Origin of the sequence: Dokdonia sp. MED134 (assembly GCF_000152925.2) — a bacterium.
Classification (GTDB): Bacteria; Bacteroidota; Bacteroidia; order Flavobacteriales; family Flavobacteriaceae; genus Dokdonia.
On record NZ_CP009301.1, the window covers coordinates 367,769 to 383,962 of the forward strand.

The window sequence follows — 16,194 nt, forward strand, 5'->3', positions numbered from 1 at the left end:
TAGATTCACAAAGCCTTTTGCAGTTGATTATTATACGGCAAACCATTCAATAAATCGCATATAAAACTTTTTATGTACAATTGTGCAGAATAAGCAAGTATTTATAATAATAAATAATGAATTAATTTATTGGTGCTATAATGATTTGATTTGCAATATGTAAAGAAACTGAGGTTATGCATAGGTTCTTTAGGCATTATATCTGTAATCTATATCAAATAGCGCTATAAAGCCGATAATCACTATTTTTCAAATTGCAGTAGAATGTACTATAATTTATATTATGTCAAATAGAATATTTGATAGCATATTATTATATTTCAATACTTCCCTTATATATTCCTCATTAAAATAAAATCGCTCTAATTCTAATCAGAGCGATTCATTAAATTTTAAGTTAGTTCGTTACAGGTGCTGCTTCTATTTTCGCGAAAGCGTACCATTCATTATAAGAACTTATAATTTCTGCAACACCGAAAGTTTTTTCTTTGCCGTAGGTACAAGTTCATTTGTAGGATCTTGTTTTATAAGCTTTGTATAGTTTGCAATTGCTTTATCGGTTTGTTTCATTTCTTCTTGCGCACTTGCAAGACTGTACAATGCGCCCATAGACGCTGGATACATTTCGGCTACCAGTTCCAGAATAAACAATCCGCCTTCTTTATTACCACCAGAAAATAGTCTGTATCCAGCCGTACCAAATTCATCTTCAAAATTATAGTATTTATATTTTGGATCTTTTGCTACTTGCATACCTACAGATTTTACCTCTGCAAATTTACCCGCTGTAAATAGCTCTGTAAGATAATCCATTGGGTTTAAAATAGCTCCCTTCTCAGTATAATTGAGTGCTACGTCAAGTACTGGGTCTTGATTTGTAAAGTATTGCTCAGAAGTCATCGCTACAGCTAGATGTGGTATTGTCCAGTCTTTATTATCCCACTGAGATCTATCTTGCCACCAGGCAAATGAGAGATATGTGTTAAGACCTGAGTTAGGTAAGGTAACGCGCCTTGTATCGCCATAAAAGTTTATATTTTCGGCTGTGGGCTCTCCTACTATAATTGCCTCTGTGTACTGCTCTATTTCATTTGTAAGGTTTTGACAAGCAGAAAAGGTGTTACGACCTATGATATAAAAGAATTTACCACGGCTATTTATCTTAGGTCTCGCCATAAGTCCTTTTATGAGGGGTTTGTTATTATAGTTATTTCCGCCACCATTGAGGCGCACGTCATACACAAGCTTCTGTACATCTGTCGTATCTATAAACTCAAAAAGTCGTTTATAAAAATCTTGTAGGGTTTCTTCATCATCGTGAAAAACGGAGCTCTGACGCACATATAAAGTTTTTGTGCCTGGTATCATTTCAAAATAATACAGTTTATCATTAAGATGTTTTAAATAAAATGGAGTCGTGTCTTGCGCTCTACCACTCTCCCACTGCTCACTAGGGATAGTAAACCCATAATCTCTTGATAGTCCATCAAGGGGTATTGTGTTAAGGGTGTGGGTAAACTGTTTTCCATCCTTTTCTAATGTAAGTGTAACTGCCGTACTATACGTAGGGATCACTCCTTGAGCGTGTAATACTGCTGGTACGGTGAGAAAGCGCATCCCGTAGGCTTTTAAATATGATTCATTTTCTACTGGCACAACAGCACGTACTTTTTCTATTGCCTGCAATACAGGTATAGTTCCTATTTTGAGAACTCTGGCACCTATAATGGCTGTATTTTCCTTAGTCGCTCCTTCTACAAATACACCATCTTCAAAATGGTATAGATTTACTGGTAGCACTCCCTGTGATGCAACAGTACTAAAAGGTACTTGCGTGTGACCGTACTTAAAGAGTGAAACCATACGACTTAACCCTACTTTTACCTCGTGATCTTGCATTGTAGGGATTTTGTCATAAAAAGCCGTAGCGGCTGCATCCCATTTTTCTGCAGTGATTTTTTTAAATAAGAAGGGATAGTCCTTATGTACTGTTTCTTTTAGATATGTAAGGTCTTCTTGCCACTGTGCAGCAGTAAGAGACTCTTGAGCAAAGGCACTAGAACTACATAGTAGTACTAAGAAAGCAAGGCTAAGTTGTTTAAAGATGGTCATTAGTTCGTTTTTTGATTTATATAAGAGACCACAAATAACACACAATGTTACATCACCGCCATATGATATGCCCTGAACTGTCACAATTCACTTCCGAACTGTAATTCATTACATATAAAATGATTCATAGGTATTGAAAGGACTTTTTTACGCTTTCGCGAAAGCGTAACCTCATTCATAACAAATGCTCCACACAGTGCTAAAAGCTCGTTAAACCTTTATAAACTCGCGTTAAAGGCTTACTGATTGCCTCACACGAGCGTTAACTTTATGAAAAAAGAAACATTATGAGCACAAAGAATCTATCTAATCAAGAAGCATACGATAAACTAAAAGAACTAGCCGAAAGCATAGACTATGCAATGTTTGAGACTAATCTGGGCGCAAGACCTACACACGTGATCCCTATGAGTACAAAAAAGTGTGATCAAGAAGGGAGTCTCTGGTTTTTAAGTAATAAAGACAGTGATCACAATAGCTTTATCCATAAAGATAAAGACGTACAACTACTCTACTCAAAGCCTACAGCGATGGAGTATATGAGCATCTACGGCCAAGCTTTTATATACAACGACCTGGAGACGATAAAAAAGCTGTACACAACCAGCGATGATGCCTGGTTTAACGGGCCTACAGACCCAAACATTACAGCTATCAAGGTCGTACCGCAAGAAGCACATTACTGGGACACAAAAGATGGTATGATTACTACGTTATTTAAAATGGGACTGGGAGCCTTAACTGGCAACAAGCAAGATCTGGGAGAGTCTGGAGATCTAGATTTATAGAGCTACTAACCTAGTGAGATTTACAAAGCCAGCTATTGCTGGCTTTTTTATGCGTTAAGGTCACACATTTTTAATATTCCTTTAAGGAAATAACAACGGCTAGCTTATAAATACGGCGTACTTTTGCCGGATGCAAAAATCCCGTAGTTCGCAAATAGAATTTATCGCCCTTATGGCAGCACTTATGTCTGTCACGGCGCTCGCTATAGATGCATTGCTTCCTGCTCTTGATATCATAGGAGAAGCCATACAAACTAAGACACCTGCAGATAACCAACTGCTCATCACAATGATCTTTTTAGGGCTAGGTATTGGTCCGCTTATTTTTGGGCCACTGGCAGATGCTCGCGGGCGTAAATCTTCGGTTTACATAGGTTTTTTTATTTTTATAATTGCTTCATTTATATGTGTTTACACACGTAGTTTTGAAGTGATGATTTTAGGCAGAATATTACAAGGAGTTGGTCTTTCTGCACCGCGTACTATTTGTGTTGCTATTATAAGAGACCTGTATGAAGGTGATTATATGGCACGTATAATGTCTTTTGTAACGGTAGTTTTTTTGCTCATACCCATCGTTGCTCCCGCAATGGGAAAAGTAGTTTTAGACACCTGGAACTGGCAAGGTATTTTTATAGTACAGGTTATCATAAGTGTGCTCGTTATGTTCTGGTTTTGGAAACGCCAGCACGAGACACTCACTCCAGACAAGCGCATTCCTTACTCAGTAAAACGAATTTTAAGTGGCTTTTATGAAACCATTAAGTACAAGCGCACCATCGCATTTACTATTATACAGGGATTCATCGTTGGCTCTTTTCTAGTATATCTAAGTGCCAGCCAGCAGATTTTTGAAAATCAATATGGCCTTGAAGATGAGTTTCCATACATATTTGCAGGTCTGGCAGCCTCTATAGGTGCCGCCATACTTCTTAATGCCACGCTGGTAGTACGTCTAGGTATGGAAAAACTAGTTACCTATGCCCTTGCAGGCTTTTTTTGTGTGTCATTACTATATGTGATACTCTTTTATGATGTACTTCACCCTTCTATTTATATACTTGTCGCTTTCTTTGCGCTACAGTTCTTTTGTATAGGTTTTATGTTTGGAAACTTACGTGCGCTTGCAATGGAGCCAGTAGGTCATATTGCTGGTATAGGAGCGGCTATCACTGGGCTCATCTCCACACTTATGGCTGTACCTATAAGTACCTTTATAGGTCGCTTTGTAGAGAACACTACCCTACCGCTTTTTATAGGTTTTTCTAGTTGTGCAGCAATATCGCTAGGTATTTTATTCTGGATAAAGAAAAAAGCCCCAAGGAAAATTTCCTTGAAGCCCTTATCATAATATGGATCTTTAGTTCGCTTTCGCGAAAGCGTATTTCTTACGACTCCTCTACGAGCATTACAGATTTTGCATTTACGAATTCTTTAAGTCCAAAACCTCCGTGCTCTCTACCATACCCCGAGTCTTTTACGCCTCCAAAAGGCATCATAGGCTGGGCAAGTCCGTATGAGTTTACAAATACCATCCCGGTATCAAAGTGCTTTTGAGCAAGTTCTATAGCAGCTTTTTCATCTCTTGAGAAGATTCCTCCTCCTAGTCCAAAACGGCTATCATTTGCAATGCGCATTGCGTCTTCATTATCTTTTGCTCGTATAAGTGATGCTACTGGGCCAAAAAGCTCATCATCATAAGCGGGTTGCCCTGGCTCTACATTACTTAATACGGTAGATGGGTAATAAAACCCCGTGTTATCTGGCACCTCTCCTCCTACTTCTATCACGGCTCCTTTTTCTACACTTTTCTTTACTTGGTCTGCAAGTAAATCTCTTAAGTCTTCACGTGCAATAGGTCCCAGTTGGGTTTCTTCATTGTTAGGATCTCCCATTACGGCATCTTTCATACCCTGTACAAACCCTTCCTTAAAAGCATCATACACTTTATCTACCACCACAAAACGTTTGGCAGCGATACAGGTTTCTCCATTATTAATAAGGCGTCCTTGTACACAAGCCTTTACAGCCATTTCAATATCTGCATCATCTAGAACTAGATATGCGTCGTTACTACCTAGCTCAAGAACTGTTTTCTTGATGGCAGCACCAGCTTTTTCGGCTACTTTGCGTCCTCCAGCAGAGCTTCCTGTAAAGGTTACACCACGTACCTTATCATTCTTAATCACATCATTAGACTGGCTGTGATCTATTACTAGTACTTTAAAAAGTCCTTCTGGGACACCTGCTTTACGTAATACTTCTTCTACGAGCAATGCACTACCTGTTACATTTTGCGCGTGCTTTAAGAGCACTCCATTACCAGCCATTAAGTTTGCTATCACAACACGTAGCGGTTGGTATGTTGGAAAATTCCACGGTTGTATACTATATATGACACCTTCTGGTGAGTAGGTAATGATTCCTTTACCTCCATTTGGTAACTCACGCTCTATAGGTTCTAATTCTTTTCCTGCATTTGCTGCAGTATACTCTGCAATGGCGATACATAAATCTATTTCAGATCCTCCTTGCGTCACCACTTTTCCCATCTCGTCTGTCATTAATTGTACGAGTTGTTCTTTATGACTCTTAAGCTCCTTACCTATGTTTTTTATAATAGTGGCACGCTCGTCTAGTGACTTTCCTTTCCACTCTAGAAAAGCTTCGTGACAATTGTCTATTGCATCATTTACTTCACTTTCTGTAAAGTAGGTATAGGTTGCAATCTCTTTTTCGGTATGCGGATTAATGGTTCTAAAACCTCCTTTTATCTCTCTTTCCATAATATCTTGTTTGGTTTTTTTATAAAATTACAAGGATTGTGTGCTGAGCAAAGTGGCTTTAATAGTTTTTGTGAAGTGTATTGAGAGAAGTTTAACAATGGAGTTTTACGCTTTCGCGAAAGCAAAAAAAAAGAAGCCTCTCTATCATATTGATAAAAAGGCTTCTCTTATTGTGTAAATAAATTTTAGGCTCGTGCCTAGTTCTCTTCTGTATCTAAAGTCACGTTGCCATCACCCTCTACGGCAAAAGTTTCCTTTGGGATAATGCGTCTAAAATTTGACGAACGACGATAGGGATCTTGAAAATCTGCGTGTTTTTTTGTGGTTGACTTATGCATAGCTTTTTTTATTGTAAAGGTATTTTAAAATCTAAATGCTGTCTTTTTAAATAACAGATAATTAACAATTTACCCATTACTCAAAATTATTTTTATAAGAATATTAAATATTTTGAATTCCATAATTGATCATAGATACATATAGAATTATCAAAACGAATTAGGTTACAAGTGTCTGTATTTCATATAGTTATAATTAATTAATCCTTGTTATGCTTTCGCGAAAGCGTATATATACACCCTCTTAACACGATAACGTTTTCGAACTTTGGCACGCTACTTGTATTTAGGTAATCGTGAACATCAATCCACATTGATAAAAAACGAATATTATGAAACAGATAGCATTATTATTTATAGGTCTACTCACCTTTGCAGGAAGTACCTATGCAGCAGAAGAAGATACATCAATAAGACGAGGAACAGTTTACGACGGAAGTAAATACATCTTTGTAGAAAACGGGATAGAGTTTTCTGTCTTTCCAGATGGCGAATTTGATTTTTACATTCCAGAATATGTAGAGGGCGTAAGTCTATCTGTAAACGCTGGACCTGTAGGGATAAGTTTTAACACAGGTTTTGATTATGACCCTTACGTACAGTATGACGAGTATGGAGCTGTGATACAGATAGAAAATACACCTCTATATTATGACAACTATGGTCGTATCTCACAAGCAGGTGATGTAAATATCTTTTACAGAAACAACAGAATCTCTCGTGTAGGTGGCTTACAGATATTCTATAACAACTTTGGCGCTTTTTCACACTACACAGGTTTTATAAATGTGTATAACAGAAACTATGTTTTTCACCCATATCACAACTATTACTATAGACCACTCTTTAACAGATGTCTAGTGTATACAACGCCTTACAGAAGATTTTATACTCCTATACGTTATAACTACGCGTTTCATAGAAACAACTATTACAGAGGTTATAATAATGGATATAGAAATGCACGTAGAGACTTTAGACGTCCAGATAGAGGTCGTGTAGCACATAACAATGGTCGTCGTGATAATGTAGATCGTAACAACGCTCGCTTTACTCGTGCAAATACTGGTAGAGTAGCAAGTCGAGGAAACTCACAAAGAACCATAAGCCGTGCAAACCGTACTACTTCAAGAGGTAATACAGCTGCAAGATCTACAAACGCAAAAAGAAATACTGCAGTAGCTCGTGATGGCGCTCAACGTGGGAGACCTACTACAACAGCAAGAGGAAACTCAAGCAGAGGTACAAAGGCAATAACGTCAAGATCTGGTAATACAGCTCGCAAGGCTTCTACTAGAACGACGAGACCAGCAACAAGACCTACTACTAGAACAGCGACAAAACGCTCTAGCAATAAGTCTGTAGCAAGTAACAGAACATCACGCCCACAGGCGAGAACAACGCAACGCTCTTCTCAAAAGAGAGCAACTACATCAAGAAGTACTAATGCAAGAAAAGCAACTTCACAACGTAGTACACAGCGTAAAGCAACACCACAGCGCAGCACAAGAAGTACAAGCGCTAGATCTTCATCAAGTAAAAAATCAAGTAGAGCAACCACTACGAGATCAAGAAGAGGATAGGAGAAAATAACTTTGGTTGGTTAGTTTGGAAGACCCTAGTTGCTATATGCGCTAGGGTTTTCTTTTTGTTATATAGTGCCATATCTTTTAGACGATAAAGCAGACATTTTTAGTATCTTAGGATGCTTAATCCAAACATCCTAACCAATGAATAAACTATTTTATGTTGTTGCTTGTGTGCTACTCTTACAATCTTGTCAAGAGAAAGAAGTAAAAACTCCAGAAAAAATGACAGAAAGCCAACTTATAGCAAAGGCTACGGCCATCCATAAAAATGTAATGACGCTAGACACGCACTGTGATATAAACGTCAAGAACTTTACAGACTCTATAAATTATACACAAAATCTTACCTCTCAAGTAAACTTACCAAAAATGCAAGAAGGCGGTCTAGATGTGCCTTGGTTTATCGTTTATACAGGTCAAGGTGAACTTAATGAAGAAGGATATAAAGCGGCCTATGAAAATGCTATGTCAAAATTTGACGCTATCCATAAACTTTGTGAAGAGATTGCTCCAGAGCAAATCCAGCTAGCCACAAGTGCAAAAGAAGCTAGAGAGATCTGGAAATCTGGTAAAAAAGTAGCAATGATAGGAATAGAGAACGGGTATCCTGTAGGTACAGACATTACAAACGTTGAGAAGTTTTACGACCTAGGTGCCCGCTATATGTCACTTGCTCATAATGGCCACAGCCAGCTAAGTGATAGTAATACCGGTGAGGCAGATAATGTATGGCTTCACAATGGTCTAAGTGATCTAGGTAAAGAGGTTATTTCAGAGATGAATCGCGTAGGTATGATGATAGATGTATCACACCCTAGTAAAGAAGCGATGCGACAAATGATAGAACTAAGTGAGACACCTATAATCGCTTCACACTCCTCTGCGAGAGCATTATGTAACCACAGCCGTAATCTTGATGATGAGCAACTACAGTGGATGGTAGAAAACGGTGGTGTTGTACAGACAGTGGCTTTTAAAAGCTACCTAAATACAGAGAAGCACGATGCCTATGAAGCCGAAGCACAGCAAATACTAAAAGAAATTGCAGACTCTATAGGTCTTAAATGGATGGAGCGCAAAGAGGTAATGGCTTTACCACAAGAGCAACGAGCAGATTATTATGAGAAGTATACAACCGTAATGCTACCGGTACAAAAAAAGAAACTCGCACAACGCACAGACCTCCCTCCTGCTGTAGATGTGACAGACTTTGTAGATCATATAGATTACCTAGTTGAGAAGATGGGAATAGATCACGTAGGCATCTCATCAGATTTTGATGGTGGTGGCGGTATAGAAGGATGGAGCGATGCTTCAGAAACGATGAATGTTACTGTAGAACTTGTAAGGAGAGGGTATACAGAAGCACAAATAGAACAACTATGGAGTGGTAATTTACTACGCGTACTTGACGAGGTACAAGCCTATGCCACAGAGATGAAATCTTAGTGAGCTGTAAATGATTAAAATGAAAGAGCCCAAACAATACGAGATTGTTTGGGCTCTTTTATATTTTATTATTTAGAGATATTACATATCTCGCTCACGACATATTTGGTTAATCCTGCGCTTTAACTTACGCTCGTAATCTTCTTGTAGCCAGTCTCTATAGTTTTGAGTATTATTCATAATACTATAAGAATACTGGCGTACTCTATAAGCAATATCATCTCTTAATTTACGAGCCAGTACACGAGCATCAAAAACGTCTTCACTATTTTCTACCACCATCTGTGCGTGTTGCTCGATGGCATTTTCTAGTGCTGTCTTTGCCTTCTTACCTTCTTTAATTACCTTTTTATATTCCTTCTTTATATCAAAGTGTATCTTTTCTGTATTTGCAAACTCTTTCCGAAGATCTGGAGGCATAACGTATGTAAAGTTGCGTTCTATCTCCTCATCTGCAATAAGGTTTTCAAGGTAAAAATCTGGGTATGCGAATATCTCTTTCCAGTCTATAGGTGCTTCCCAAAGACCAAAACGTGCTGCATTATTACCTAGATCTAATACTTTAAAGGTAGTCTTACCAGGCGCTATACGTGACCCACGACCTATCATCTGGAAGTAAAGTGTAAGCGACTTTGTTGCTCTGTTGAGTATAATGGTATCTACCGTAGGTTCATCAAAACCTGTTGTGAGGATACTTACAGAGGTAAGTATCGCGTCTGGTGTATTTTTAAACCAGTCTAATATCTCTGCACGCTCCTTAGCACTATTTGTGTTATCTAAGTGGCGTATATCATATCCTGCTTGTCTAAAGGTCTCGTGTACGTATCTAGACGTATTAATACCATTATTAAAAATAAGGGTCTTCTTACCTTTAGATTGATCTTCATAGGCGCTAAGCAGCTTTTGCTGCATAGAGGCGTCTGTATATAAGATATCAGAAGATTTTACGGTATAATCTCCATTAATACCCAGCTTTAAGGTACTTAATCCTACGTTATAACTTATGGTTTCTGCCTTAGACAAGAACCCTCTTTTTATAAGTGCAGGTATGCTCTCTCCTATCATAAGTTCTTGATAGTTGTCCTTCATAGGCAACTTTATGTTAGAACTTAGCGGTGTTGCTGTCACACCTAGTATAAAAGCATTTTTAAAGTAGCTAAAGAGTTTTCTAAACGAGTTATAGTGTGCCTCATCTATAATCACGAGCCCCACATCTTCCATTGTGATTTGCTCTTCTTGTAGTCTGTTTGTGAGTGTCTCAACCATTGCTACGTAGCACATATAATCATCTGCTTCGTCTAGGGTTTTTACATCACTACTTATAATCATATTAGGCACCTTAAACTCCGTAAGCATACGCGAGGTCTGGTTAGAGAGCTCAATACGGTGTGTAAGGATAACTACCTTCTTATTTGCACGTTTTATATAATTACGTACAATCTCAGAAAAAATAACGGTTTTACCTCCACCAGTAGGCAATTGGTATAGTAAATTATAATCTGGCGAAGTTCTATCCATCACAGCAAAGACCGCGTCAAGATCTTTTAATTGATAGTCGTATAATTTCTTTTCTGGAGTGTCTTTTTCTTTAATGAGGTCGCTCAAAAGTGTAGGTTTCTTCGGTTAAAAGTCAATCTTGCAAAACTAAGGGATTTTTCTGCTTTCGCGAAAGCGTACCGCAAAAAAAATAGTACTAATCTTACAAAATCTTACTCTGGGTCTGCTGCTTCGTCAAAAAGTGTTGCATTAGGCCAGCGCTCATCTTCAGTAAGACTTACGATGCGCTCTATGCGATCTCCTACCTCTTCAAGTAAATGATGATAGGTCGCATACTGTACGAGTTCTTTAAAAGAGTTGAGCATACTTTTATAAAAAGCATCTGGTTGTGGTGTGGTGCCCTGGGCGTAGGTTTGTGCTATCTCAATATTAAAAAGCATTACGTCTACAAGTAGTAAGGGGTTCATCCCTAGTGTTTTAAAATGCTTGATGTATTTTTGAGCAACAGACCTCCTTTTTCTTGCTCGTTTACGGCGGGTAGGAAAATATTCATTACTTATTTTAACCTTTGCCTCGTCTACCAGCTTGTCTTCTTTAGGGTTAAAAACAAAATCATAATAGGTCTTAACCGCTGGTATACGGTCATATAACTCCATAATTTGCTCTTGAAGGGCAGCATTATCTAAGTCTAGAAGGTGTTTTTTAAGTGCTCGTTTACTCATTAAGAAGTGATTACCTGTAGCGAATTTAAAATAAAAAATAGTGGCAAGAAGCGATTCAAAAACCTATTTTTGTAACAATACCAATACAGTTACTAAACCACCACCTGCAATGAATACATTACAAGATAGTAAAGCCGTAAACTTGATCAAAAAACTGATCGCTGATGTTGCTCAAAACGGAATCATTACAAATACCGTAGTTGAAGACCTAAAAGCTTTACGCCCACATACTATTACAGAACAATTACCATTACTTGCAAAGGCTACACGCCTCTCTGCAGAGCATATAGAAGAGTATGGAACTTTTGCTATCCCTATCCCACAAGATGAGGATATCGCAGATGAGAATGATGAAATCATCTCTGAAGTAGAAGTTGCCGAAAGTACTCCAGAAGAGAGTTTTCACTACTTTATGTCTCTTATAAAGAATATAGACAAAAAGACAAATGAAGACGAACTGCGTGTGTACGTACAGGCGCTTAGAGATTACTAAGCCTATAAGTCACAAATAAAAAAAAGCCTCAAATATCAATTTGAGGCTTTTTTTATGCGCTTATTTTGTGGGTGGTTTTGCTGGTCTTACCTCTACTTTGCTAGGTAACGTTCTAGGGTGCATCTTAAGTAAGTCTACTGTGAGTTGCCCTAGATCTTCTGGTTGTATGCGCCAGTCTGTACCCTCATCTGGCGTTCTCCCGCCAAAATGGCTACTCACAGACCCAGGCATAATAGTCGTTACCTTAACATCATCCTGACGTACATCCATCATTAAGGCTTGTGAAAACCCTGTAAGGCCAAATTTACTCGCATTATAAGCCGTACCCTTCTCAAAGAAGTTGGTACCCGCAAGGCTAGAGATGGTAATCATATACCCTTTTGACTCTTTTATAGCTTCTAGCGATGCTTTTACAGAGTAAAATACGCCCGTGAGGTTTGTATCTATAGTCTCGTTCCATTGCTGGGGTGTCATATCTGTGATGTTTTCAAAGTGACCCAAGCCTGCGTTTGCAATGAGTACATCTATCTTCCCAAACTTATCAAGCGTTGCCTTTACGGCAGCCTGCTGGCTATCGTAATCTCTTACATCTGCAGCGACGCCTAGTATGTAATTATCGTTTTCGGTGAGCTCTGTGGCAGCTTCTTTGGTGCTTTTTTCATCTCTTCCGGTGATGGCTACTTTCATTCCTTGATGGAGTAATGCTTCGGCTATGCCTCTTCCTATTCCTTTGGTACCGCCCGTGATGAGGGCAACTTTATCTTTTAAATCTTCCATTGTGATTGAGTTTTGTATAAAGGTAATCACGCTTTCGCGAAAGCGGAAATATACTATTTTAAAGTATTGTGAAAATTTGCTACGCCCTTAATCTAGAATGATAACGTTATATTATCATAAAATGACAGACCTTTGTAACCTAAAATGATATGCACCTATGCAGCTACGTAGCCTACTCCCGCTTCTTTGTTTATTACTCATAACTTCTTGCAGCTCCTTATCAAAAGGTGTAAAAAACACCGCTAAGGCCGAAATTACAACGCTCACTTTTATAGATGAGACTATTATACCTGCAGCTACCACTTATAACGATACTAAGGTGGGCGGTCTCTCTTCTATAGATTATGCAAACGGACAGTGGTTTATGATTTGTGATGACAGAGCACAACCTAGATTTTATACAGCGCGCATAGCAACTAGTGCTGCCAGTATATCACAACCTGTGTTTACAGCAGTTACTTATTTTAAGGATAAGGACAGCGTGTTTACACCTGGCATTGCAGATCCCGAGGCGCTGCGCGTTACAAATGATAATCACATTATATGGAGCAGTGAGGGCAATGTGGCAAAAGGGATACAACCCTTTGTACGTATGGCATCACAAGACGGAGCTTATGTAAAAGATATGACGGTTGCCCCTAAGTTTTTGATCTCTCAAAAGGATAAAGGACCTCGTAATAATGGCGTTTTTGAAGCACTCACAAGAGACTATAGCGATAATAGCTACTGGATTACCACAGAGTTACCGCTTAAGCAAGACGGTAATGAACCTACATATAAAGAAGCACAGTCACCGGTGCGTATGGCACATATAGAGGCAGATGGCACCTTTGCAGCAGAGTATGTGTATCTTCTAGATAAGGTGGCAAGACCTGGCAAGCTAGAGGTAAATGGTGTGACAGAGATCCTCTCTTATGATAAAGATTCTTTTCTTGTACTAGAGCGCTCTTATGCCTCTGGCCATAGTGATGGCGGTAATGATGTCAAGATTTATAAGGTAAATACCGCAGGTGCTACAGATGTACGTGATATTGCAAGCTTGCAGGAAGCCTCATATACTCCTGTGACTAAAACCCTTTTACTAGATATGGAGACCTTGCGACCACAACTTACAGATGGTATGATAGATAATATAGAGGGAATGACCTTTGGACCCGTACTAGAGAGTGGGAAACGGTCACTTATAATTATTTCTGATAATAATTTTAACTCTTTTGGGAAACAGCTTAACCAGCTTATCCTCTTTGCGGTAGAATAAGTGTGGCTTATTGTTGGCTCATTTTACGTTGCGTATTATTTTTGTCAAAAAAATAAACAATGCTCAAAAGCTTTAGAATACTTAGTTTACTAGAAGGAGTTTCATTTCTTGTGATTCTCTTTATCACGATGCCGTTAAAATATGCTTTTGACAATGGTGCGCCAAACAAAGTAATCGGGATGGCACACGGTTTTTTATTTCTTGCCTATGTCGTGATGGCTATTATGATGAAGCCCATATTAAAATGGAACAATAAAACACTTGCTATTGTACTGCTGTGTTCTATCATTCCATTTGGTACTTTCTGGATGGATAAAAAATATCTCCGCCCGCTAGCCTAAAAACTTGATGCTTATATAATAATTAGGCTTCTCTCCCCTATTTACTCTTACGGCATTTACAATAGGTAGTACAAACCCTAAGATAGCGATCCCTAGTAATGTGATGAGCCCCAGTCCTAATAGAAGGATAGCCGGTATGCTCAATAGTGCATATACAATAAGGCTTATCTGGAAGTTAAGTATCTGCTTTCCATTTTCATCTAGTTCTTGCACGCGCTCCTTGTTTGCCGCCCAGATAATGAGCGGTACGATAAGACCGCCAAAACCTACTACATAATGTAATAGCTGTGATAAATGTGTGAGTACTAGAAGCGTTTTGTCTTCCCTTACGTGTGGTGTTTGTTGTATAATTTCCATAATAACAGATTTTTGATTGATTAACATATACGTCTACGCTTACGCGAAAATGTTACACGTTTGTTTAATTTTGCAGTGATGAATATACAAGACACCATAGTTGCCCTCGCCAGTCCTGCAGGAGCTGGAGCCATTGCCGTGATACGCGTTTCTGGTCCAGAATCACTTGCCATATGCTCACCCATTTTTAAATCTGTAAGCGGCAAAGTACTTGCAAATCAAAAAACCCACACCATACACCTAGGGCATATTATGGACGGGCAGCGCACCATAGACGAGGTACTTGTATCCCTCTTTAAGGGCACAAACTCTTATACTGGAGAACCTACAGTAGAGATCTCTTGTCACGGCTCAAGTTATATACAGCAAGAGATTATACAGCTCTTACTGCGCTCTGGTTGTAGAGCAGCAAAGGCTGGAGAGTTTACCCTGCGCTCCTTTATAAACGGTAAGATGGACTTGAGCCAGGCAGAAGCCGTGGCAGATCTTATTGCAAGTGATAATGAGGGAGCACACCAGATAGCAATGCAGCAAATGCGTGGTGGCTTTTCTAACGAGATTGCACAACTGCGACAAGAGCTACTCAACTTTGCCTCACTTATAGAACTAGAACTAGACTTCTCTGAAGAAGATGTAGAGTTTGCAGATCGTACTCAGTTTAAAGACCTCATAGCTCGTATTACAAAAGTACTCAAGCGCCTTATAGACTCTTTTGCCACCGGTAACGTTATAAAAAACGGTATACCTGTAGCCATTGTAGGAGAACCTAATGTGGGCAAGTCTACCCTACTCAACGCCTTACTTAATGAGGAGCGCGCCATCGTGTCTGACATAGCGGGTACCACCAGAGACACTATAGAAGACGAGTTATCTATAGGTGGTATAGGCTTTAGATTTATAGACACGGCAGGGATACGTGAGACCGAAGACGTGATAGAAGGTCTTGGGATTAAAAAGACTTTTGAAAAGATAAAACAAGCACAAGTAGTTGTATTACTACACACCGCTAGCGAAGTTATACACCAGACAGCCAGCGTAAAACTTGAGATAGAAAAAATTAAAAATCAATTCCCACTCAAGCCACTACTAGTTGTGGCCAATAAAATAGATGCCCTATCTCCTACAGAACTCAATGAGATAGCGACAAAAATAGATAACCTACACCTGCTCTCTGCCAAAGAAAACCAAGGCGTAGACGCTCTTAAAAACAAACTCTTAGACTTTGTAAACACAGGCGCTCTGCGCAATGACGAGACCATAGTTACAAACTCACGTCACTATGATGCCCTCCTCAAAGCCCTAGAAGAAATAGAAAAAGTACAGTACGGTCTTGACACCGGCCTCTCTGGCGACCTTATGGCAATAGATATACGTGAGGCGCTCTACCACTTTGGGGAGATTACTGGCCAGGTGACCAACGATGAGCTACTAGGCAACATCTTTGCAAACTTTTGTATCGGGAAGTAGGAGGTGCTTTACTTTATGAGAAGGTAGCTATATCGATGTATTGTGGTAGATACGCTTTCGCGAAACTGTAATTACTACGTTTTAATAATCTGTTTGGGTAGTTAAAATGATTTAGAATTCAATGTATATTTAGTCCAAACTAATCAAGACCACAAAGTAAAGCAAACCAGTAAGGCTTGTACTGAGCCTGTCGAAGTATGCCGCACTCGCTTTATGCAGT

15 protein-coding genes are annotated in these 16,194 nt (G+C 39.1%); 8 read left to right on the top strand and 7 right to left on the bottom strand.

The window, feature by feature from the left end; translation table 11 throughout:
* Positions 1 to 456: 456 nt before the first annotated feature.
* Positions 457 to 2,112 carry a tetratricopeptide repeat protein gene (locus MED134_RS01625; protein WP_021779123.1) on the bottom strand — a complete coding sequence of 552 codons (1,656 nt, stop codon included), beginning with the start codon at positions 2,110 to 2,112 and terminating at the stop codon, positions 457 to 459.
* A gap of 287 nt (positions 2,113 to 2,399) precedes the next feature.
* Between MED134_RS01625 and MED134_RS01630 the strand changes: the two genes are divergently transcribed.
* Both MED134_RS01630 and MED134_RS01635 read left to right on the top strand, forming a co-directional pair.
* Positions 2,400 to 2,900: a pyridoxamine 5'-phosphate oxidase family protein gene (locus MED134_RS01630; RefSeq protein ID WP_021779122.1), complete on the top strand. Its 501-nt coding sequence runs from the start codon at positions 2,400 to 2,402 to the stop codon at positions 2,898 to 2,900.
* A 106-nt stretch (positions 2,901 to 3,006) separates the two neighbouring features.
* Positions 3,007 to 4,251, top strand: a complete 1,245-nt coding sequence (locus MED134_RS01635; protein WP_262485474.1) for a multidrug effflux MFS transporter — start codon at positions 3,007 to 3,009, stop codon at positions 4,249 to 4,251.
* 37 nt (positions 4,252 to 4,288) lie between these two features.
* Here MED134_RS01635 and MED134_RS01640 read toward each other — a convergent pair whose 3' ends face one another.
* Together MED134_RS01640 and MED134_RS15240 are read right to left on the bottom strand one after the other, a co-directional pair.
* A complete protein-coding gene (locus tag MED134_RS01640) occupies positions 4,289 to 5,686 on the bottom strand; it encodes an NAD-dependent succinate-semialdehyde dehydrogenase (protein WP_021779120.1) in 1,398 nt (465 codons plus the stop codon).
* Between the two features lie 197 nt (positions 5,687 to 5,883).
* Complete coding sequence (locus tag MED134_RS15240) at positions 5,884 to 6,024, bottom strand: hypothetical protein (RefSeq protein WP_021779118.1); 141 nt, start codon at positions 6,022 to 6,024, stop codon at positions 5,884 to 5,886.
* Between the two features lie 332 nt (positions 6,025 to 6,356).
* On the opposite strand from MED134_RS15240, the gene MED134_RS01645 reads away from it, so the two are divergent.
* Positions 6,357 to 7,607 carry a hypothetical protein gene (locus MED134_RS01645; protein WP_021779117.1) on the top strand — a complete coding sequence of 417 codons (1,251 nt, stop codon included), beginning with the start codon at positions 6,357 to 6,359 and terminating at the stop codon, positions 7,605 to 7,607.
* A 147-nt stretch (positions 7,608 to 7,754) separates the two neighbouring features.
* Complete coding sequence (locus tag MED134_RS01650) at positions 7,755 to 9,062, top strand: dipeptidase (RefSeq protein ID WP_021779116.1); 1,308 nt, start codon at positions 7,755 to 7,757, stop codon at positions 9,060 to 9,062.
* Positions 9,063 to 9,143: 81 nt separating this feature from the next.
* Here MED134_RS01650 and MED134_RS01655 read toward each other — a convergent pair whose 3' ends face one another.
* Positions 9,144 to 10,667 (bottom strand): DEAD/DEAH box helicase, encoded by a 1,524-nt coding sequence (locus MED134_RS01655; protein ID WP_021779115.1) that lies wholly within the window; start codon positions 10,665 to 10,667, stop codon positions 9,144 to 9,146.
* 104 nt (positions 10,668 to 10,771) lie between these two features.
* Positions 10,772 to 11,281, bottom strand: a complete 510-nt coding sequence (locus tag MED134_RS01660; RefSeq protein WP_021779114.1) for a DUF6155 family protein — start codon at positions 11,279 to 11,281, stop codon at positions 10,772 to 10,774.
* A gap of 109 nt (positions 11,282 to 11,390) precedes the next feature.
* Here MED134_RS01660 and MED134_RS01665 point away from each other — a divergent pair, with 109 nt between their 5' ends.
* On the top strand, positions 11,391 to 11,774 hold the full coding sequence (locus MED134_RS01665; protein ID WP_021779113.1) for a hypothetical protein: 384 nt from the start codon (positions 11,391 to 11,393) through the stop codon (positions 11,772 to 11,774).
* A gap of 60 nt (positions 11,775 to 11,834) precedes the next feature.
* Here MED134_RS01665 and MED134_RS01670 read toward each other — a convergent pair whose 3' ends face one another.
* Positions 11,835 to 12,551: an SDR family oxidoreductase gene (locus MED134_RS01670; RefSeq protein ID WP_021779112.1), complete on the bottom strand. Its 717-nt coding sequence runs from the start codon at positions 12,549 to 12,551 to the stop codon at positions 11,835 to 11,837.
* A gap of 157 nt (positions 12,552 to 12,708) precedes the next feature.
* Here MED134_RS01670 and MED134_RS01675 point away from each other — a divergent pair, with 157 nt between their 5' ends.
* Together MED134_RS01675 and MED134_RS01680 are read left to right on the top strand one after the other, a co-directional pair.
* Positions 12,709 to 13,809, top strand: coding sequence for an esterase-like activity of phytase family protein (locus MED134_RS01675; RefSeq protein ID WP_021779111.1), 1,101 nt, complete (start codon positions 12,709 to 12,711; stop codon positions 13,807 to 13,809).
* A gap of 59 nt (positions 13,810 to 13,868) precedes the next feature.
* Positions 13,869 to 14,150 carry a DUF3817 domain-containing protein gene (locus MED134_RS01680; RefSeq protein ID WP_021779110.1) on the top strand — a complete coding sequence of 94 codons (282 nt, stop codon included), beginning with the start codon at positions 13,869 to 13,871 and terminating at the stop codon, positions 14,148 to 14,150.
* On the opposite strand, the gene MED134_RS01685 is transcribed toward MED134_RS01680, so the two are convergent.
* Entirely contained in the window at positions 14,142 to 14,507 is a 366-nt protein-coding gene (locus MED134_RS01685) for a DUF4870 domain-containing protein (protein WP_021779109.1), read from the bottom strand. The two genes, MED134_RS01680 and MED134_RS01685, sit on opposite strands and share 9 nt — an antisense overlap.
* A gap of 78 nt (positions 14,508 to 14,585) precedes the next feature.
* On the opposite strand from MED134_RS01685, the gene mnmE reads away from it, so the two are divergent.
* A complete protein-coding gene (gene mnmE / locus MED134_RS01690) occupies positions 14,586 to 15,974 on the top strand; it encodes a tRNA uridine-5-carboxymethylaminomethyl(34) synthesis GTPase MnmE (RefSeq protein WP_021779108.1) in 1,389 nt (462 codons plus the stop codon).
* Positions 15,975 to 16,194 lie beyond the last annotated feature (220 nt).